Here is an 18712-nt window from a genome sequence, read left to right on the forward strand (position 1 = left end):
AACAAGGAGCTAGGGCATTTTCGCGATTCGGAGAAATGCGGAAATACCCTAGCGGCCGGGCGGATCTTCCGTGTCAGGCCGCGATCACGAAATCGAAGCGGCCGAGCTTTCCCCCCTCGGCCGCGCGGATCTGCATCAGGAGCGACTTGTCGTAGATGCCGTCCCTGGCATTGCCCGGCTCGTCGGGGAAATAGAGTTGCGTCGTCAGCACGGGGCCGGTGCCGGCCCGCAGCTTGACGTGGAAATGCCGTGTCCGACCCGGATAGAGCCCGGGAACGCGGGTGATGAACTGATAGCGGCCCTGCTCGTCGGTGAACTGGTGGCCGCGAAAGCGGAAGCCGGAATTGTCGTAATCGCCACTGTCATTGGCATGCCAGAGATCGACCAGGGCGCCAGTGACAGGGCGGCATTGCCGGGTCAGGACGAAGCCGGACAAGGCCAGGATGTCGCCGGGGCCGTCCCCACGCAAATCGCGCTTCAAGGGGGATGACGGGACGAAATAAGGGCCCTCCGTCTGCCGCTTCGTCGCTGCGGCCGGGGCGCCGCAGGCGGGCGTGAGCGGCAGTTCGGCCTCTTGCGCCACGGCAAGGCGCGGCAATGCCAAAGCGGCGAACCCGGCCGCGGAGAGGCTGGCTGCAACGAGGTCGCGTCTGCTGATCATGGTGTCGGCTCCGGTAGGAGTTCGTTATCTAGCCCATCAAGAGGGCCGAAAGCCGGCGCCTGCTTGTCTGCGTTTTTCTCAACTCCGCTCCGCTCGACAGCGCGCCTGATTTGCAGGAAAGCAGTGGCAGCACGGCCGGTTTCGCGGCAGTGTCGCAGCGCCGATTCCGCGCCCGCCGCTTCAGGCTCCGGCGCGCTCCCATGAGGATGGAATGCCGACCGATATCGAAATTGCGCGCGCGGCGACGCTGAAGCCGATCGCAGCCATCGCCGACAGAGCCGGCATTCCCCAGGAGGCCCTCAACCCTTACGGCAAGTTCATCGCCAAGGTCGATACATCGGCTATTCCCGATTTCGCGAGCAAGCCCGATGGCAAGCTGATCCTGGTCACGGCGATCAGCCCGACGCCGGCGGGCGAGGGCAAGACGACGACGACGGTGGGGCTCGGCGACGGGCTTTCGCGCATCGGCCGGAACACCATGATCGCGCTGCGTGAACCTTCGCTGGGGCCCTGCTTCGGCGTGAAAGGCGGCGCGGCTGGCGGCGGCTATGCCCAGGTCGTGCCGATGGAGCAGATCAACCTGCACTTCACCGGCGATTTCCACGCCATCACCAGCGCGCACAACCTGCTCGCGGCGATGATCGACAACCATGTCTATTGGGGCAACGCGCTCGGGCTCGACACCCGCTACATCGCCTGGCGGCGGGTGATGGATATGAACGATCGGGCCTTGCGCTCGACAGTCTCCTCGCTCGGCGGGGCCAGCAACGGCTTTCCGCGCGAGGACGGCTTCGACATCACCGTCGCCTCAGAGGTGATGGCGATCTTCTGCCTGGCGAAGGATCTGCCGGATCTGGAGGAGCGTCTTGGCCGGATCGTCATTGGCCGCACGCGCGACAAACGTCCGGTCACGGCGGCCGAGCTCAAGGTGACAGGCGCGATGAGCGTGCTGCTCAAGGACGCCGTGATGCCCAATCTGGTGCAGACGCTGGAAGGCACGCCGGCCTTCGTCCATGGCGGCCCCTTTGCCAATATCGCCCATGGCTGCAATTCGGTGATCGCAACGCGGGCCGCGCTCAAGCTCGCCGATTATGTCGTGACGGAAGCCGGCTTCGGCGCCGATCTCGGGGCCGAGAAGTTCTTCGACATCAAATGCCGCAAGGCCGGCCTCAAGCCTGCCGCTGCCGTCGTCGTGGCGACCGTGCGCGCCTTGAAGATGCATGGCGGCCTGGCCAAGGACAGCCTGGCCAGGGAGGATCTCGCGGCGCTGGAGGCGGGGCTGGCCAATCTGGCGCGGCATGTCGAGAACATCCGCAAATTCGGTGTGCCGCCGATCGTGGCGATCAATCATTTCACCAGCGACACGGTGGCCGAGCATGACCTGATCCGCAGCTTCTGCCGCAACCATCTCGGCGTCGAGGCGGTGATCTGCCGCCACTGGGCAGAGGGTGGAGCCGGCACCGAGGAGCTGGCGAGCAAGGTCGTGGCGCTGGCGGAGGGTGGCGAGGCCGATTTCGCGCCGCTCTATCCCGACGTCATGCCGCTCTGGGACAAGCTCGAGACGGTCGCGCGCGAGATTTATGGCGCCGCCGGGCTCGTCGCCGACGCCAAGGTGCGCGCGCGCTTTGCCGAGCTGGAGGGCGCCGGGCACGGGGCACTGCCGGTCTGCGTGGCGAAGACGCAATACTCCTTCTCCGCCGACCCGACGCTGCGCGGCGCGCCCTCAGGCCATATGGTGCCGGTGCGCGAGCTCAGGCTCTCGGCCGGAGCAGGCTTCGTCGTCGCGATCTGCGGAGACATCATGACGATGCCCGGCCTGCCGCGTGAGCCTGCGGCCGAGCGCATCCATATCGATGCGAACGGTCAGATCGAGGGGTTGTTCTAGAGCATTTTCGAGCGAAGTGGACACCGGTTCGCATGAAGAAAATGCGATAAAACAAGGAGGTAGAGCATTTCCGCGATTCAGAGAAACGCGGAAATGCTCTAGCGGATATCGGCCGCGCCTTTACGTCATACCGGTATGACGGGTGGAATTGTTGCCGAATCAGCTCGGTCTGTTGTCTTGCTTCTGCAGCAGGTGGCAAGCTGGGAACTATGCTCACGATGCACGCCAATCGTGTCCGCCTCTTCTTCCTGTCGAGCTTGAAGGGCCGGGTCCTGGTCCTGACCTTGGTGGCGCTGCTGGCTGTCGCCGTTCCCTCCGCGATCGCCTTTTCCTGGATCGTCAACCTCACCGTGGTGAAGCTCGGCACGCTTTTCGCCGAGAAGCAGATCCTGTTCGATCGCTATCGCGGGCTGGAGTCGCTGATGCGAGAGGTCTCGCTGGCGGAAACCGTCGCGCGCTCTCCAGCGATCCTCGAATGGGCGCAGGACGAGGACGATCCGGCCAAGGCGCAGCGCGGCCTTGCCGAGCTCGAGCATTACAGGCTGTCCTTCAAGGACAAGAGCTATTTCATGGTGATCGGCAAGTCGGGGAATTATTACTTCAACGACAAGGACAACGCCTATCAGAACGACCGCAAGCGCTACACGCTCTCGCGCGAGAACCCGCGTGACGGCTGGTACTACAAGACGGAGGCGCTTGGCTCCGGCTGTCATCTCAATGTCGACCATGACGATAATCTGCAAGTCACCAAGGTCTGGATGAACTGTATCATCCGCCAGGGTGAGCATGTGCTCGGCATCATCGGGACCGGAGTGGACCTGAGCCAGTTCATCCGCGAGGTCGTCGATATCCCGCAGACCGGCGTGCAGAGCATGTTCGTCGACCGCAACGGTGCGGTGCAGGCGCATCGCGACCCGCGCCTCGTCGACTTCCACAGTCTTACCAAGGACCTCAAGGCCAAGAAGACGGTGTTCCTGCTGCTGGATGGCGAGGAGGATCGCGCCGCGCTGTCGCTGATGATGGCGCAGGTTTCGCGCGGGGACGCGCTGGTACAGTCGCGCTTCATGAGTGTGGGCGGGCACAAGACGCTGGTTGGCGTTGGCTATCTCGACCGTCTCGGCTGGTTCAACATCACCCTGATGGATGTCGATGCGATCATCGACCGGCGCCTCTTCGCGCCGATCGCGATGCTGTTGGCCGTGATCCTGCTCGTGGCGGCGGCGCTGATGACCTATCTGTTCAAACGCAGCGTGATCGACCGGCTGGCGCGGGTCGAGACCTCGGTCAACAACGTCAGGGGCGGGGCTTTCACAGCGGTGGCGGCCGACAATGCGCAAGACGAGATCGGGCGCCTGTCGCGCGCGCTCGACGAGATGGCGCGGGCCGTCGCTGACAATACCGACCGCTTGGAGGCGATGGTGCGCGAGCGCACCGAGACATTGGAGCGGCTGGCCCATGCCGATCCGCTGACGGGCGTGCTCAACCGACGTGGCTTCGAGGATGCCTTCGCACGCGAACAGAATCGGGCAGGCAGGGCCGGGCGGCAATCGGGTCTCGCGCTGGTCGATCTGGATCTGTTCAAGTCGATCAACGACGAGCATGGCCATCAGGCAGGCGACAAGGCGATCCTCGAGATCGTCGGGAGGTTATCGGCTGTGCTGCGCAGTTACGATATCTGCGCGCGCTGGGGCGGGGACGAGTTCTTCCTGCTCATCGCGGAATGCGATCTCGGCTCATTGTCGAGCGTCGCGTCGAAGCTGGTGAGCGTCGTTGCGCGGGAGCCGGTCCGCTTGGCTGACGGGACCGAGATCGCGATGACCGTCAGCGTCGGAGCTTGCCTCGTCTCTCCCAGTCAGAGTTTCCAGGCGGCGGCCGCGCAGGCCGATGCCGCCCTCTACGCGGCAAAACATAACGGGCGTGGCAGCTTCGCCATTTACGACGCGAGCCGCCATGGACGGCCTGGAAAACCCACGCTGCGACTTGGCTGATCAGTCGAAGGCGAGCTGCACCTTCATCGCCTTCGATTTGTCGGCGGCGAGATCGAAAGCCTCGATCGCGCGCTCGACCGGGATCGAGGCCGTCAGCAGCGGCGAGAGATCGATGCTGCCTGAGCCGATCATCGCCACTGCCCAGTCGAACTCCTCATGAAAGCGGAAGGAGCCACGCAGGTCGAACTCCTTGGCGACGAGCACATTCATCGGCAGGGTGAAATTGCTGCCGACGCCGATCTGCACGATGGTGCCGCCCGAGCGCACCACATCGAAGGCTCCCGTCAGTGCGTGCTGATTGCCTGAGGCCTCGAACATCACGTCGAAGGCGCCCTTCTGCGCGCCATATTCCGCCTTCAACCGTTCCGGCTCGGCCATGACGTTGATCGCGGCGGTCGCACCCATCTTCAGCGCCGTCGGCAAGGGGCCATCGACCACGTCGGTCGCGACGATCTCGGAGGCTCCAGCTGCCTTGGCCGCCACCACCGCCAGGACGCCGATCGGGCCCGAACCCGTCACCAGCACGCGCTTGCCAAGCAGCGGGCCGGCGCGCTTGGCGGCATGCAGGCAGACCGAAAGCGGCTCGGCGAAGGCGGCCATTGCCGCGCTGACGCCGGGCGCGACCTTTACCGCCTGGCGCTCTTCGACGACGAGAATGTCGCGGAAACCGCCCTGGACATGGGGAAAGCGCATCGCCGAGCCGTAGAACAGCATGTCGGTGCAGTGCTGCTGCTGGCCCATCTGGCAATAACGGCAACGCCCGCAGGCGCGGCTGGGATTGACCGCGACGCGGTCGCCGGGCTTGACGCGCGAAACCTCGCCGCCCACGGTCTCGACCGTGCCGGCGATCTCATGGCCGAGGATCATCGGCTCCTTGACGCGGATCGTGCCGAAGCCGCCATGCAGGTAATAATGCAGGTCGGAGCCGCAGATGCCGCCGGCCTCGATGCGTACGCGGACATCGAGCGGCCCGAGCTCAGGGGCGGTCGTCTCCTCGACGCGCAGATCCTTCTCGGCATGGATGACGACGGCGCGCATGGCGTTCTCCCGGTGCAAGAGTTGGCTATCTTGGGCCAGCTTGCGATTGTCTAATCGATTGAAAGATGCTTACCGAAATCGGGCCTGCGCAGGCAAACGCAAACTGCGCGGGTCAGACGCGCCGTAACCGGAGATCCACCGATGTCGCTTTCTCTGTTCAGCCTCGCAGGCAAGATCGCCCTGATCACCGGCTCCGGCCAGGGCATCGGACTGGCGCTTGCCGAAGGTTTGTCGGAAGCCGGTGCTCATGTCGTGCTCAATGGCCGCGACAAGGCCAAGCTGGAAGCGGCGGCGAAGACGATCTCGGCTGCCGGCCGCAAGGTCTCGGTCGCTCCCTTCGACGTCACGGATCAGGCGGCTGTCGAGGCCGGCGTCGCGACGATCGAGGCCGAGATCGGGCCGATCGACATCCTGATCAACAATGCGGGCATGCAGAAGCGCGCGCCTTTCACCGAGTTCCCGGTCGAGGGCTGGCACGAGGTCATGGCAACGAACCTGCATTCGGTGTTCTACGTCACGCAAGCCGTGACCAAGCGCATGGTGCCGCGCAAGCGCGGCAAGGTCATCAGCATCGGCTCGGTGATGAGCGAGCTCGGCCGCGCCACGATCGTCCCCTACACCGCCTCCAAGGGCGCGGTGAAGATGATGACGCGGGGCCTGGCCGCCGAGCTCGGCAAGCACAACATCCAGGCCAACGCGATCGGGCCGGGCTATTTCACCACCGAGATCAACAAGGCGCTGATCGCCGACGAGGCATTCTCAGCCTGGGTCAGCAGCCGCACGCCGGCCGGTCGCTGGGGCGAGACGAAGGAGTTGGTGGGCGCCGCGATCTTCCTGTCCTCGGCGGCATCGGACTATGTCAACGGCCATCTCTTGATGGTCGATGGCGGGCTGACCGCGGTGGTGTGAGGGCAAGCAGTCCTAACTCGGACCTTCGCCGTCATCCTGGACAAGCCGGCCCCGGGTCCGGCCTTCGGCCGGCCCGAGGACAGGCTCCGCGGCGCGGCTCCGGCTCCGGGATCCATCGAAGGGCCAATCCTTTGACGGGCTTGGCTCTACGATGGATCCCGGGACGCCCTGCGGGCGCCCAGGATGACGCAGTGGTTCCGAGGCCAACGATGACATTCAGTTGCGCTTCCCCTGCGGATCCGGGTGCCCGTCGATGCGCATCTGGAAGAGGAAATAGGTCGGCGAACAGAAGCCGTAATCCTTGACCAGATCGGCCGCGCCGGGCACGTCGTCGGGCATTGCCTGGCACATGTAATCCTCACGGCAGAAGCTTGTGGCGCTGCAGGTGCCGCGATTGCCGCGCGTGACGGATTTGGCGAGGCAAGCGTCGAAATTATTGGTCGCGACGCAATCGTCGAAGGCCTTGCCGCCAGCGAGGCCGCAAATCTCGTCGGGCGTCTTGCCGCCCGCAAAGCCGGCGAAATTCTTGTCGGCGGCGTTGCATTGGCGATAGGCCATGCCGCCGGGCACGCCGATCTTGGCCGGCCGGCAATTGAAGCTGTCTTGCGAGAAGCTCTTGGCGAAGGCGCCGAACTGCCCGGTCAGCTTGTAGGTGTCGAGATAGGGCTTGCCGGTGACCGTCGTGATCGCGCCGGAGAGGCAGGGCTGGCCTGAAAAATTCCGGGCTTCCTCCAGCTTCAGGCATTGCCCGAGCTCGGTGCCGACAGAGGGGTTGGCGATGATCGCCTTGCAGGTCGAGCCGCTGCCGCAGGTCCAGCTCTCGCCGAAGCTCGAGCGGGCTGCATCGGTGAGGCACGGCATCGTCAGCCCTGCAGCGCGATAGCTGAGCGGCTTGCCGGGCTGCCAGCTGGCAGGTGGCGCGAAGGAGAGCGGGCGATAGCGGTCGGGTTCGCGGCCTGCCGCCATCGCCTCGATATAGGCCGCGCGGCGGCTGGTCTCGGCGTGGAAATGCGGGGAGACGCCGGTCTTGATCCGGTTCAATGGCGATGTGCTGGCGTCGTCGAGCCCGAACATATGGAAGCCGGCTGTCGCATTGGCCTGGTGGCAGCCCATGCAGGTGCCGTTGTCCAAGCGCTCGATGACGCCACGTGCCGTGCGGACCAGGCGCGTCGCGCCCAGATCCAGGCTGGCCAGCGCGCTGGCCGGCAGGATTTCGGTGAAGGGATGGTTGGCGAGGCGGGCACTGCCGAAGGTCGAGTACGAGATCGCCTTCGTCGCCAGAAAGCGCGTCGGCAGCAGGTAGACGCCCTGGTCGATCGCCGGAACATGGTCGCGGACATAGTCGACGAGGTCCTTGCGCAGAGCTGCATCGGCCTTCAGGCGGGCAATGTCGGGCGTGTTCTCCAGCGGCTTGGGCGAAAGCGTCGGCGCGCCGTCCTGTTTCGAGGCTGCGAAGACCCGCAGCAGATAGGCGGCCTGCCCACCGAACTGCGTTTCCATGCCGGAGGGAAAGCGCACGATCTGCGCATTGATCTCGACCTGCTTCAGGTTCAGCCGGGCCCGTGCGAGTGGCCCGTCGATGATCGCCTTGGCGCTGACGGCAGCCGTCGCGCTCGTCTGCTGGGACAGCCAGAACGCGGCCGTATCGTTGCAGGTCTCGCCGGGCAAAGCCGCGGCCGTGAAGACGGCGTTCAGCGTGAAAGGCAGGCGCGAGGCGAGCTGGCGCCTCAGCTTCGGATCCTGGAACGCGTAGGCGAGGCGATAGATCAGGCGAACCTCGCCGCAGCCGGTCTCGCCGCCCAGGCTGGCGAAATCGCGCCGGTCGAGCCGGTTGACGATGGCGCTCAGCCGAAACTGCGCGATCGGCGAATTCAGCCAGCCGAGATCGATGATGCGGCCGACATTGCCATCGGTGACTTCGAACAGCTTGCGTCCATTGACGGCCATCTCGGCGCGCAGGCCCGAGACGTCATCGCGGACATGGCTCGCGATGACGCGGAAGGCTGCGCTGGTGCGCGTGAGATCGGCGGTCGAGGAGGCCTGCGCCTGTCCGAGGATCGCACCGAGAGAAAAGCCCCCTGCTTCGATCTGCCGTAAGGTCGCGACGTCCTGGATGTCGGTCAGCACAGGCCGGCGATTGGGAGGCTGCTGCGCCGATAGTTCGATCGTCGCCATTGCCGGAATGAGCGAGGCGAGGGCGATCCAAGGGCCAGCCGACCAGCGCATCCGCTCTCTCCGCACTGAGGCGCCGTCTCGCTATGATGTGAGGATAGCGAGACGGCGGTGCTCTCGTCCAGAGCGTTTCCGATCCATTGGATCGTTCAACAGCTCGAGATCTAGCGTACGCCGAGCCGGCGGCAGAACCACAGGCTGATGATGCTCAGCATGATGATCGCCGTCAGATAGATGCCGGGGCTGGTGCGGTCGCCGGTCTGGGCGACGAGCGCGGCAGCGACCAGCGGCGTGACGCCGCCGAACAGAAGCTGGCCCAGCACATAGCTCAACGAAATGCCCGTCGTCCGCCGCCGGACCTGGAAGAGGTCCGAGAGCAGGGCCGGCGCGGTCGCGAAATAGCCGGAATACATCACGAAGGCGAGCAGTGCCTGGATGGTGACGAGCTTGGCAAGCGTCGGCTCCTGCACCAGCCAGATGAACAGCGGATAGGTCATCAGCAGGCCGATGACGGCGAAGACCAGCATCACAGGGATACGGCCGACCTTATCGGAGAGATGTCCGAACATCACCGGCATGACCGTGTTGATCAGGCCTGCGACCATCGTGCCGATCAGCGCCTGCTCCGTCGTGAGCTTCAGCGTGGTGATGGCGAAGGTCGGCATGTACTGGTTCATGAAGCTGCCGGCGGCTCCGGCCGCGACCACGCCCGCGCCGATCAGCACGATGCGCTTGTCATGAGCGGCGATCTCCCGCAGCGGATTCTTGGCGTGCTCGGTCGTGGCGAAGAGCGGGCTCTCCTGCGCGCGCTTGCGGATGTACCAGGCGACCGGGCCGATCATCACGCCGAAGATGAACGGGATGCGCCAACCCCAGGCCAGCACCTGCTCGGGTGTCAGAAGCGTGTTGACCGCGTACGCCGAAAGCGAGGCCAGAAGCACCGAGAAGCCCGAACAAGCCCACTGGATCGAGGCATAGAAGCCGGCTCGCTTGGGGTCCTGCTCGGCCATCAGCGCGGTTACGCTGCCGAACTCGCCGCCAGCCGAGAAGCCCTGCACCATCCGCGCCAGGATCAGCAGAACCGGAGCGGCCAGGCCAATGGTGGCGTAGGTCGGGAGGATCGCGGTCACGCCCGTGCCGACCATCATCAGCAGGGCCGAGAGCACCATGGCGGGCTTGCGGCCCGCCTTGTCGGCATAGGCGCCGATAACCATGGCCCCGAGCGGGCGCACCAGCCAGGCCGAGGCGAAGGTGCCCAGCCCGAGCAGGATGCCCACCGTCGGGTCGGCAGTCGGGAAGAACAGCTTGGCGAAGACCGGCACGAACATCGCGTAGATGACGAGGTCGTACCATTCGAACACTGCCCCGATCGAGCCGGCGAGGACAGTGCGCCGGATCGCGCGGTCACGCTCGGTCTGGGTCAGGGCAACGGGAGGCGTGAGCGCGATATCGGTCATGACATTGGTCTTCCTGCTGGAGGGACACCGCGCTGCGGCTCGCGAGTAAAACGACTGATGGAGAAGGCCTCGATCGGCGTTGGGCTTTCGCCGTCGCGGATGAGTTCGGCCAGGACCTCGCCGACGCCGGGCACGATCTGGAAGCCCGCGCCGGCGAAGCGGAAGGCGTGGAACAGGCCAGGCGTCGTGCCGCTTGATCCTTGCGGGCGAGGCGATGGAGCAGCGGCATCTCCGCGCCCCTCATACCGATCCGGCGGGAAAGACGTCGAGGCCAAAGGCGACGCGTGCGTCACCATCGACAAGGCTCGGCGATGGCAGCGTCGGAAAACCCATCGACACCTCGAGCGGAAAGCACGCGATCGATCTCGGATCGACGCACCGGACTGCGGTGCAGTGAGGTGAGCGTCACCATCGAGGTGGGTCAACGATAAATTCCATATGACAAAATTTTTATTGTCATAATTTCGCTATATAGAATTTTATCGTGATCTCATGAGTGATGTTGTCGATATTGCTGAAACTGCCGGACCCCAATCTAGCTTGCGCCGGGCCCTGGCCCTGCTCCGCGTCATCGCGGCGGGCGATGCTGCCGGCATGCGTCTGAAAGACATCGCCCTGACGGCCGGCTGCGGCCAACCGACGGCTCATCGCGCCTTGCGCGACCTGATGGCGGAGGGTTTCGTCGAGCAGGCAGCGGGCGGCAAGCGCTATCGGCTCGGGCTCGACTTCTTCGTGCTGGCGGCGCGGGCGGGTCAGGCCGGAGGCCTGCGCGATCTGGCGCGCCCGGCGTTGCTGCGCTTGTCGGCGACCTTGAGCGACACCGTCTTCCTGCTGGTGCGTAACGGCTATGACGCGATCTGCCTGGACCGGATCGAGGGACCCTTCCCGATCCGCACCTTCACCGGCGACATCGGCGGCAAGGTACCGCTCGGCCTCGGCCAGGGCAGCCTCGCCATGCTGGCGCATTTGCCCGAGGCTGAGCGCGAGGCGGTGATCCGCTTCAACATGCCCCGCCTGCTCGATCGCGGCTATCTCGACGAGGCGGCGCTGCGTAGCGCGCTCGACACGACCCGGGCACAGGGTTGGGTCAATCTCAACAGGGGCCTGATCCCAGGCATGGCGGGCGTCGCCGTGCCGATCCTCGATCCCGAGGGCCGCGCCGTCGCCGCGCTCAGCATCGGCACGCTGGCGGAACGGCTGCGCGAAGAGCGCCTGCCGAACATCGTCGCCATGCTGCGAGTCGAAGCGGCAGCGCTTGCGGCCCGGCTCAACCCGTTCGACAGGGCGCTGCGCTATCCCGCGCGCAGCCTCGGCACGATCGCCATGTGACAGTCTTGCTACGTGACAGTCTTGCCATGTGACAAACTTGCCTCGCAGGCGCCAAGGGATGCTGCGGTGCAGCGAAACGGCTGCCCCGCATTTGACGGGCGCCAAGAATTTGACGGGCGCCAAGACTGCTTGGAAAGGAGGTGAGCGAGGAAGGGTTGGCTGACGATCTGCCACATCTAGAGACGGCTTCAGGCCGGCTTACCGTTACGGGCCTTGCTGGCGCGCAACTCGAATTCCTGGCGGATCGCCTCGAGTTTCTCCTCGTCGAGCTCTTCCAGATCGAGCAGTTCCTCGCGCGCGCCCTCCAGCCGCACGATCAATTCGTCGAGCTTGATCTGCATGGCGGCGCTGTCGCGATTCTGGCTGTTCTGGATGATGAAGACCATCAGGAAGGTGACGATGGTCGTCGAGGTGTTGATCACCAATTGCCAGGTGTCGTTGAAGCCGAAGAAGGGCCCCGATAGGCCCCACAGGACGATCACCGCGACGGCAACGACGAAGGTCTGCGGCTTGCCCGCCCAACGTGCCGTCGCCCGCGACAGGCGGGTGAACAGCGAGCGATCGGTCAGCAATGCGACATGAGACGGCATGGCGATTTCCTCGGGCCGGATTTCGGCCTGGAGATTCAACGCATGCCGGGGGGCGCCGTTCCGCCGTCGAATGGCTCAGCCGGGCAGCAGGCGCCGCGCATGCCAGCCAATATGCTGGGCCATGAAGGTCGAGACGAAGTTGTAGGAGTGGTCGTAGCCCTCGCGCATCGTCAGTTCGAGCGGGATCTCGGCCTGGACGCAGGCAAGCTCCAGGAGCCAGGGCCGCAATCCCTCCTGCAGGAAGCCGTCGGCGGTGCCCTGATCGACCAGAAGGTCCTTGAGGCGGTGCCCGTCGGCGATCAATGCGGTGGAGTCGTAAGGCCGCCATGTCGTCTCGTCCGACCCGAGATATTTCTCGAAGGCGGGCCGCGACCAGCCGGCGGTCGAAGGCTGGGTGATCGGCGCGAAGGCCGAGACGGAGGTGTAACGCATCGGATTCTTGAGCGCGAGCGTGATCGCGCCATGGCCACCCATCGAATGGCCGAAGATGCCCTGGCGGCCCATGTCGAGCGGAAAATGCTGGGAGACCAGTGCCGGCAATTCGTCGCGGATATAGCTCTCCATGCGATAGTTCTTCGCATAGGGCTCCTGTGTCGCATCGAGATAGAAGCCGGCACCGGAGCCGAATTGCCAGTTATCCGGCTCGTCGGGAATGCCCTCGCCGCGTGGTGAGGTGTCGGGGCAGATGATGGCGACGCCGTTGGCTGCAGCGGCGGCGCGGTACTCGCCCTTGTCCATGACGTTCTGGTGCGAGCAGGTCAGGCCCGAGAGATACCAGAGCACCGGCACCGGCCCGTCCTCGATCTGCTGCGGCAGGAAGATCGCGAAGGTCATCGGGCAGGCGCAGACCGCGCTGTCATGGCGATAGACACGCTGTGAGCCGCCGAAGGCCTTTGAGGAGGAGATGAGTTCCATGGGCTTTCCCTTTGGGCGTGGCACGACGCCTGTCATTCCGGACGGCCGGAGGCCGGGCCCGGAACTCACGACCTGGTGAGTTCCGTGCCCGATCGGCTTACCGAGGTCGTACCCAGTCATGGGTTCCGGGTTCAGCGCGGAGTTTATCCTTGGGCCGACCAAAAGTCGGACCCGAGGGCGCTGCCCCGGAATGACGCGATGGTTCAGTGCGTCATGGATGCGGCTAAAGAACGGCCGCTCAGTACACCACGACCGATCTGATCGACTTGCCTTCATGCATCAGGTCGAAGCCGTGGTTGATCTCGTCCAGGCTGAGCTTGTGGGTGATCAAGTCGTCGATGTTGATCTTGCCCTCCATATACCAGTCGACGATTTTCGGCACATCGGTGCGGCCGCGCGCGCCGCCGAACGCCGTGCCCTTCCAGACACGGCCGGTGACGAGCTGGAACGGGCGCGTGGCGATCTCCTTGCCGGCCTCGGCGACGCCGATGACGATCGACTCGCCCCAGCCGCGATGGCAGCACTCCAATGCCTGCCGCATCACATTGGTATTGCCGGTGGCGTCGAAGGAGAAATCCGCGCCGCCGCCGGTGAGATCGACGATCGCCTGCACGACCTTGTCGTTGCCGACTTCCTTGGGGTTGATGAAGTCGGTCATGCCGAACTTCTTCGCCATCTCCTGCTTGGCCGGGTTGATGTCGACGCCGATGATCTTGTCGGCACCGACCATGCGCGCGCCCTGGATGACATTGAGGCCGATGCCGCCCAGCCCGAAGACCACGACATTCGCGCCCGGCCAGACTTTCGCCGTATAGATCACCGCGCCGATGCCGGTCGTCACGCCGCAGCCGATATAGCAGATCTTGTCGAAAGGCGCGTCCTCGCGGACCTTCGCCAGTGCAATCTCGGGCAGGACGGTGAAATTCGCGAAGGTCGAACAGCCCATGTAGTGGAAGACCTCACCGCCATCGCAGGAGAAGCGGCTCGTGCCGTCGGGCATCACGCCTTGGCCCTGGGTGGCGCGGATCGAGGTGCAGAGATTGGTCCGGCGCGACAGGCAGGATTTACAGCTGCGGCATTCCGGCGTGTAGAGCGGGATGACATGGTCGCCGGGCTTCAGCGAGGTCACGCCCGCGCCGATCTCGCGCACGATGCCGGCGCCCTCATGGCCGAGGATCGCCGGGAACTTGCCCTCGGAATCCAGGCCCGACAGCGTGTAGGCGTCGGTGTGGCAGATGCCCGTCGCCATGACCTCGACCAGCACTTCGCCGGCCTTGGGGCCGCCGATCTCGATGGTCTCGATGGTCAGCGGCTTGCCCGCTTCCCAGGCGACGGCGGCGCGTGTCTTCATCGGGTGTGTCCTTCTTTTTGCGGTTTTTGCAGTTATTTCAGGTAGGGGCGGATGGCGCGCATGATCTGCGTGATCTCCGCCTCGCCGTCTTGCGGCGCGGTCTTTCCGCTCGTCCTTCCCAGTATGGTTTCGCGCAGATGGCTTTCGAGGACCTCGGCCATCAGCCCGGTCGCCGCGCCGCGCAGCGCCGAGAGCTGCTGGAGCAGCGCGCCGCACGCATCGCCGCGCTCGACCGCGAGGACGAGCGCATCGGCCTGCCCTCTGATCCGGCGCAGCCGGGCGATGGCGCGCTTCTTCTCTTCAGGTGTATGCGGCATGCGACCAGGATACTGGGGCGGAGTATGAGGCCGGACGCTAATATGGCCCCGACGAGCCTGTCAATGCCGCTCCTGCGGACTTGAATCAAAACGGCGGCCGCGTTGCCGCGGCCGCCGTTCAGGACATGCGTGGAAATGGCTCGATCGTTCAGAAGCTGTAAGCCGCTTTCACCTTGACCAGATGCTGGCTGAAATTGGTCAGGTCGAGATCGCCGGGCTGGCCCTTGGCCTTGCCGGCGACCTGGATGTTGTAGGCGGCCGAGAGCGCGAGCTGCTTGGTCGCCTGCCAGTAGACGCCGGGGCCGGCGAACGTCGCGTAACCGGCCTCGGTGCCGAAGCCGAGATCGTTGTAGCGGCGCTGATGGCGCACTTCGCCGCTGAGATAGATGCCGTCCACGGCCTGCCAGGCGAGCGAGGCGCCGAGCGTCAGCGTCGAGCTGCGGCCATAGGGGCTGGGGCCCGTCCAGGTCAGGTCGTGCGAGACATTGAGCGCGGCGTAGAGCTTGCCCGGGATCAGCGTCTTGTCGGCGAAGAGCCGGATGCCGGTGTTGTAGCCGGTGAAGCGGCTGGCGCCGTCGGGATCGGTGCTGTTGACGCTGGGATCGATCACCACGGTCAGGCCGATGCCGTGCAGGTCACGACCGAGCAGCTTGTATTTCATCTCGACGCCGGCGCCGTAGCTCGTCGCATCGGCGCTGACGCCGCCGAAGGACGCGTTGGTCACGCCGCCGAGCAGATAGGGGCCGACCTCAAGGCAGGGCAGCAGGCCGTAGGAGCCCTGAAGCTGAGCGCTGTGGCTGTTGAGCGTGCCGCTGCGCGTGCCGTAACCACCGCCATAGGTCAGGCTCGGGCCGAAGGAGCCTTTATCCGCGACATCCGAGCCGGTGGTGAAGCCGAAGGCGTCGGTCGGGATGCCCTCGCTCTCGCTGCAGGCGGACAAGGTGGCCGGAACCGTAGGCGCGCCCTTGCGCGAGGGCAGGTCGGCGGCGGGGGAGACGGTTGCGGCAGCGGCCGAGCCGAGCAAGGCGAGAGCGACGGATCTGAGCGACATGGGCGGGTTCCGGTTGAGGTGAGAGACCCTTATGCAAATGCGAATGATTTGCAACATCTGATTCCGCGATTATCTCGCGAAATCAGGATGCCTGAGCCGGAAAGGCTGCGCGAGAGCCGGCGGCGGCCGGGTTGCGCAATGCGACGGCATGTTGCGCTGCGGCAACATGGGCTTGTGTCAGCGCGGCGCCATATCGCCGAGCCGGGCATGGACCCGCGGCGCGATCGCGGCCAGTTCCGCCACGGATTTCCAGGCTGCGGCATGGACCTCCTCGACCTGTGCGACGAGCGCCAGCGCCGGGTCGGCGAGGAAGAGATATTGCAGGTCGTGATGGACATGGTCGGGTTCGCCGCGGGCGGGCTTGCCGGGCACATCATGGCTGTCGATGGCGAAGGGCAGGTCGCCGCCCTGGTGCCAGGGATGCAGCGCCAGCCCCTGGACGCCGGTCTCCTCGATCGCCTCGCGCGCCGCTGAATGGTGGAAGGCCTCGGCCGGCTCGTAATGGCCGCCGGGCTGGAGCCAGCGGCCGATCACGACATGGTCGATCAGCAGCACCCGGGCGTGGTCGGGCGAGAGCACGATCGCGCTGGTGGTAAGATGGCCGGGCATGGTCGCGCGCTCGTCGAGCGCATCGCCTCGCGCGATCTGCCAGCGCAGCAGCGCCAGATGCTCGCGCGGGGAGGCGACCTCGCTGCGATAGCGTGCGACGATCGATGACAGGCGGCCGAGGAAGGATAGAGCGGTCATGCGCCCGGTCTAGCCGATTCTCTGGTGTTCAGGGCGGGGGCAGGCGGTATTCCTCGAACTTGCCGTTCCGGGGGCCGTCATAGCCGATCAGGACGGTTAGTCCGGCGGCGTCCTCGCCGGTGATGACGAGCGCCTCGGCCTTGGCGCTGTCGCGGCTGCGCAGCCTGCCCAGCTCCCGTACCGCCTCGGGCCGCGCCGGATCGATGAGCATCACCGCATAGTCCAGATCCTGTTCCTGCGCCGGGCCGACCAGAGCCAGCAGCCGGCCATCCCCAAGGGCTGCGAGATCGCGAAAGCCGCGCTGGCCTCCGAGCGGGACCGCAACAAGCCTGGGCTCGCCGCGCGCCGGTTCGTGTCCGGTCGCGAACAGGTCGGCGAGGCTCGCGCCGACGAGGAAGGCCTTGCCGTCGAGCGAGGGCGCGCGCAGGCCAGCCCAGAGCCGGTCTCCGGCAACGGCGATGGCCTCGACATTCATGCCGTTGGCGCTCATCAGATCCCGGCCGAAGAAGCCGCCGGCGGAGCCTGCCCGGCGCAGCAGGTCGCTCAGGCGATAGGTCAATTCGGGCGCGCTCTCGGCCCGGCCATTGGCGTCGACCCTGATGCGGGCGAGGTGGAAGGCCGAAAGCCGGAACTGGCCGGAATGGCGCGAGCAGCCATGCGAGCCGGCGACATAGAAATAGGGTGCGGAAAACGCGACGCTCTCGCCGTCGAGATCGCGGAACTTGCCCTGCTCGGGACAGGCTACCGCTGGTGGAGCGCCGAGTGTCGCTGGCGATGGCCCGTCGCCAAGCAGCGGCACGCTCTCGCCGGGTGCGAGGGCGCCGTCATTGAGCGTCGCGAATTGCGCGGCCGTGTTCTCGTCGTTGATCAGCAGGCAGCGCTGCTTGCCCTCGCGCGCCGGCATGCAGGCCATGCCGCTGACGTCATGGGCGGCCTTGCCGGGCTTCTTGCTGGCGAAGTCGCCCGTGGCCTCGATGCGACGCAATGGCTGCAGCGTGTCGGCCAGGGCAGGCAAGGTTGCAAGCAGGGCGCCCGCGAGCAGGGCGCAGAGCCGCAGACGCCGCATGATCCGTTTCCCCCCGGGGTTCATAACAGCCTCTAGCCCTCCAGCCAGGATTTCATCACGCGCCAGAAGGCGAAGCGCTGCTTGCTCGAGACCAGCGTATGCGCCGCGCCTGGAATGATGGTGAGCTGCTTGTCGCCATTGGGCAGTTTTTTGAAGAAGTCGCAGATGTCGTCCATCGAGGCGATGCCGTCATATTGTCCGCTGATCATCAGGACCGGCGCGGTGACGCGGTCGGGATGAACCACCGGCAGATTGACCGTCATGTCGAGATAGGTGCCGGCGGGCACGCTGTCGCCGAAGGGCAGTTCGGCCTTGATGAAGGCGTCGATCACGTCCTGGTCGGTGGTGTCGGGCTTGTCGCGGGTGAAGATGCTGCCCAGCATGCCGGCATCGCGCGGCCGGCGGTTATGGGTGCGGAAATACTCAGCCTGCTCGGCCCGCTTGCTGAGCGTGCCCGAGCCTTGGCCGGTATAGGTGAAGGCCTGCAGCACCAGCCGCCCGACGCGGTCCGGCCGCGCCATCGCATAGGCGCCGACGCGCAGCGCGCCCGAGCTTTCGCCCATCATATGCATGCGTTCCTGGCCGGTCTCGCGGCGCACGAGGTCGCCTGCGACGGTCAGATCCGCGACGCCGCTGGCGATGTCGGAATTGCCGGAGGTGCGCGTGGATTTGCCATAGCCCTCATGGTCCATGGTCCAGACATCATAGCCCCAGCGCGCCGCGACATTCATCAGCGAGATGTCGTCGCGCCCAGGAATGGTCAGGTCGTATGTCGGCCGGCCCGAAGCCGAGGAGCCATGCACGAAGAACAGCACCGGCAATGGCTTGCCGCCCGGCGGCCCGACGCGCTTGCGATAGATCGCAAGCTCCACGCCGGGCGCCTTCGTGGCGCTGTATTCAGCGCTCCAGATCGCGGCTTCCTCGGCGTTTGCGCCCTGGCTGTCGAGCGACGAGGCCAGACCGCCAAGGGCCGCCCCCTGAAGCAGCGTGCGACGGTGAAGCATATGCGACCCTCCCGGAGCCTGATCTTGGTTTCGGTCAGAGTAGGAGGGGGGAGGCGGGGGCGACAAGCGAAGCTGCATGGCTTGCGATCACCAATGCGAGATCGAGAGGGCGGAGGGAAGCTGCGACGCGCAGCGCCGGATGAGGGGGCGCCGTGCCCTGTCCGGTTGGCGCCACGTTTTCAGGCCAGGCGGTGAGCTCACAGCGCCCCCTCATCCGTCTCGGCTGCGCCGA

General features: G+C 65.7%; 16 protein-coding genes. 4 read left to right on the forward strand and 12 right to left on the reverse strand.

The genetic code is table 11. The features are described 5' to 3' along the window. Positions 1 to 73: 73 nt before the first annotated feature. Positions 74 to 661, reverse strand: a complete 588-nt coding sequence (locus ACSQ3P_RS17210) for an intradiol ring-cleavage dioxygenase (protein WP_436166729.1) — start codon at positions 659 to 661, stop codon at positions 74 to 76. 211 nt (positions 662 to 872) lie between these two features. On the opposite strand from ACSQ3P_RS17210, the gene ACSQ3P_RS17215 reads away from it, so the two are divergent. Both ACSQ3P_RS17215 and ACSQ3P_RS17220 read left to right on the forward strand, forming a co-directional pair. Further along, entirely contained in the window at positions 873 to 2546 is a 1674-nt protein-coding gene (locus ACSQ3P_RS17215) for a formate--tetrahydrofolate ligase (protein ID WP_436166730.1), read from the forward strand. Positions 2547 to 2764: 218 nt separating this feature from the next. After that, positions 2765 to 4534 (forward strand): sensor domain-containing diguanylate cyclase, encoded by a 1770-nt coding sequence (locus ACSQ3P_RS17220; protein WP_436166731.1) that lies wholly within the window; start codon positions 2765 to 2767, stop codon positions 4532 to 4534. Here the strand turns inward: ACSQ3P_RS17220 and ACSQ3P_RS17225 are convergent, their stop codons facing one another. Further along, a complete protein-coding gene (locus tag ACSQ3P_RS17225; protein WP_436166732.1) occupies positions 4535 to 5572 on the reverse strand; it encodes an L-idonate 5-dehydrogenase in 1038 nt (345 codons plus the stop codon). It abuts the gene before it with no gap. A 141-nt stretch (positions 5573 to 5713) separates the two neighbouring features. On the opposite strand from ACSQ3P_RS17225, the gene ACSQ3P_RS17230 reads away from it, so the two are divergent. After that, a complete protein-coding gene (locus ACSQ3P_RS17230; RefSeq protein ID WP_069692944.1) occupies positions 5714 to 6481 on the forward strand; it encodes an SDR family NAD(P)-dependent oxidoreductase in 768 nt (255 codons plus the stop codon). A gap of 216 nt (positions 6482 to 6697) precedes the next feature. On the opposite strand, the gene ACSQ3P_RS17235 is transcribed toward ACSQ3P_RS17230, so the two are convergent. Both ACSQ3P_RS17235 and ACSQ3P_RS17240 read right to left on the reverse strand, forming a co-directional pair. Continuing rightward, positions 6698 to 8707, reverse strand: coding sequence for a hypothetical protein (locus ACSQ3P_RS17235; protein WP_436166733.1), 2010 nt, complete (start codon positions 8705 to 8707; stop codon positions 6698 to 6700). Positions 8708 to 8817: 110 nt separating this feature from the next. After that, positions 8818 to 10110, reverse strand: a complete 1293-nt coding sequence (locus ACSQ3P_RS17240) for an MFS transporter (protein WP_310147640.1) — start codon at positions 10108 to 10110, stop codon at positions 8818 to 8820. Between the two features lie 492 nt (positions 10111 to 10602). Here ACSQ3P_RS17240 and ACSQ3P_RS17245 point away from each other — a divergent pair, with 492 nt between their 5' ends. After that, on the forward strand, positions 10603 to 11439 hold the full coding sequence (locus tag ACSQ3P_RS17245) for an IclR family transcriptional regulator (protein WP_436166734.1): 837 nt from the start codon (positions 10603 to 10605) through the stop codon (positions 11437 to 11439). Positions 11440 to 11627: 188 nt separating this feature from the next. Here the strand turns inward: ACSQ3P_RS17245 and ACSQ3P_RS17250 are convergent, their stop codons facing one another. The 8 genes from ACSQ3P_RS17250 to ACSQ3P_RS17285 all read right to left on the reverse strand — a co-directional run bounded on the left by ACSQ3P_RS17250 (position 11628) and on the right by ACSQ3P_RS17285 (position 18480). Further along, positions 11628 to 12029, reverse strand: coding sequence for a low affinity iron permease family protein (locus ACSQ3P_RS17250; protein ID WP_436166735.1), 402 nt, complete (start codon positions 12027 to 12029; stop codon positions 11628 to 11630). A gap of 75 nt (positions 12030 to 12104) precedes the next feature. Beyond that, positions 12105 to 12944, reverse strand: coding sequence for an S-formylglutathione hydrolase (gene fghA, locus ACSQ3P_RS17255; RefSeq protein ID WP_436166736.1), 840 nt, complete (start codon positions 12942 to 12944; stop codon positions 12105 to 12107). 238 nt (positions 12945 to 13182) lie between these two features. Then, complete coding sequence (locus ACSQ3P_RS17260; protein WP_436166737.1) at positions 13183 to 14295, reverse strand: S-(hydroxymethyl)glutathione dehydrogenase/class III alcohol dehydrogenase; 1113 nt, start codon at positions 14293 to 14295, stop codon at positions 13183 to 13185. A gap of 32 nt (positions 14296 to 14327) precedes the next feature. After that, positions 14328 to 14612, reverse strand: coding sequence for a metal-sensing transcriptional repressor (locus ACSQ3P_RS17265; RefSeq protein WP_436166738.1), 285 nt, complete (start codon positions 14610 to 14612; stop codon positions 14328 to 14330). A 148-nt stretch (positions 14613 to 14760) separates the two neighbouring features. Then, positions 14761 to 15663 carry a hypothetical protein gene (locus ACSQ3P_RS17270; RefSeq protein ID WP_436166739.1) on the reverse strand — a complete coding sequence of 301 codons (903 nt, stop codon included), beginning with the start codon at positions 15661 to 15663 and terminating at the stop codon, positions 14761 to 14763. Between the two features lie 177 nt (positions 15664 to 15840). After that, on the reverse strand, positions 15841 to 16410 hold the full coding sequence (locus tag ACSQ3P_RS17275; RefSeq protein WP_436166740.1) for an NUDIX hydrolase: 570 nt from the start codon (positions 16408 to 16410) through the stop codon (positions 15841 to 15843). A 28-nt stretch (positions 16411 to 16438) separates the two neighbouring features. Then, on the reverse strand, positions 16439 to 17476 hold the full coding sequence (locus ACSQ3P_RS17280) for a DUF3616 domain-containing protein (protein ID WP_436166741.1): 1038 nt from the start codon (positions 17474 to 17476) through the stop codon (positions 16439 to 16441). Between the two features lie 32 nt (positions 17477 to 17508). Beyond that, complete coding sequence (locus ACSQ3P_RS17285; protein ID WP_436166742.1) at positions 17509 to 18480, reverse strand: alpha/beta hydrolase; 972 nt, start codon at positions 18478 to 18480, stop codon at positions 17509 to 17511. Positions 18481 to 18712 lie beyond the last annotated feature (232 nt).

Source organism: Allobosea sp. LjRoot9, from assembly GCF_964252745.1.
Lineage (GTDB): Bacteria > Pseudomonadota > Alphaproteobacteria > Rhizobiales > Beijerinckiaceae > Allobosea.

Excerpts from the sequence above, each read along its gene's own strand:
- ACSQ3P_RS17210 (WP_436166729.1), bottom strand. The coding sequence starts at position 661 with ATGATCAGCAGACGCGACCTCGTTGCAGCCAGCCTCTCCGCGGCCGGG.
- ACSQ3P_RS17215 (WP_436166730.1), top strand. The coding sequence starts at position 873 with ATGCCGACCGATATCGAAATTGCGCGCGCGGCGACGCTGAAGCCGATC.
- ACSQ3P_RS17220 (WP_436166731.1), top strand. The coding sequence starts at position 2,765 with ATGCACGCCAATCGTGTCCGCCTCTTCTTCCTGTCGAGCTTGAAGGGC.
- ACSQ3P_RS17225 (WP_436166732.1), bottom strand. The coding sequence starts at position 5,572 with ATGCGCGCCGTCGTCATCCATGCCGAGAAGGATCTGCGCGTCGAGGAG.
- ACSQ3P_RS17230 (WP_069692944.1), top strand. The coding sequence starts at position 5,714 with ATGTCGCTTTCTCTGTTCAGCCTCGCAGGCAAGATCGCCCTGATCACC.
- ACSQ3P_RS17235 (WP_436166733.1), bottom strand. The coding sequence starts at position 8,707 with ATGCGCTGGTCGGCTGGCCCTTGGATCGCCCTCGCCTCGCTCATTCCG.
- ACSQ3P_RS17240 (WP_310147640.1), bottom strand. The coding sequence starts at position 10,110 with ATGACCGATATCGCGCTCACGCCTCCCGTTGCCCTGACCCAGACCGAG.
- ACSQ3P_RS17245 (WP_436166734.1), top strand. The coding sequence starts at position 10,603 with ATGAGTGATGTTGTCGATATTGCTGAAACTGCCGGACCCCAATCTAGC.
- ACSQ3P_RS17250 (WP_436166735.1), bottom strand. The coding sequence starts at position 12,029 with ATGCCGTCTCATGTCGCATTGCTGACCGATCGCTCGCTGTTCACCCGC.
- fghA (WP_436166736.1), bottom strand. The coding sequence starts at position 12,944 with ATGGAACTCATCTCCTCCTCAAAGGCCTTCGGCGGCTCACAGCGTGTC.
- ACSQ3P_RS17260 (WP_436166737.1), bottom strand. The coding sequence starts at position 14,295 with ATGAAGACACGCGCCGCCGTCGCCTGGGAAGCGGGCAAGCCGCTGACC.
- ACSQ3P_RS17265 (WP_436166738.1), bottom strand. The coding sequence starts at position 14,612 with ATGCCGCATACACCTGAAGAGAAGAAGCGCGCCATCGCCCGGCTGCGC.
- ACSQ3P_RS17270 (WP_436166739.1), bottom strand. The coding sequence starts at position 15,663 with ATGTCGCTCAGATCCGTCGCTCTCGCCTTGCTCGGCTCGGCCGCTGCC.
- ACSQ3P_RS17275 (WP_436166740.1), bottom strand. The coding sequence starts at position 16,410 with ATGACCGCTCTATCCTTCCTCGGCCGCCTGTCATCGATCGTCGCACGC.
- ACSQ3P_RS17280 (WP_436166741.1), bottom strand. The coding sequence starts at position 17,476 with ATGCGGCGTCTGCGGCTCTGCGCCCTGCTCGCGGGCGCCCTGCTTGCA.
- ACSQ3P_RS17285 (WP_436166742.1), bottom strand. The coding sequence starts at position 18,480 with ATGCTTCACCGTCGCACGCTGCTTCAGGGGGCGGCCCTTGGCGGTCTG.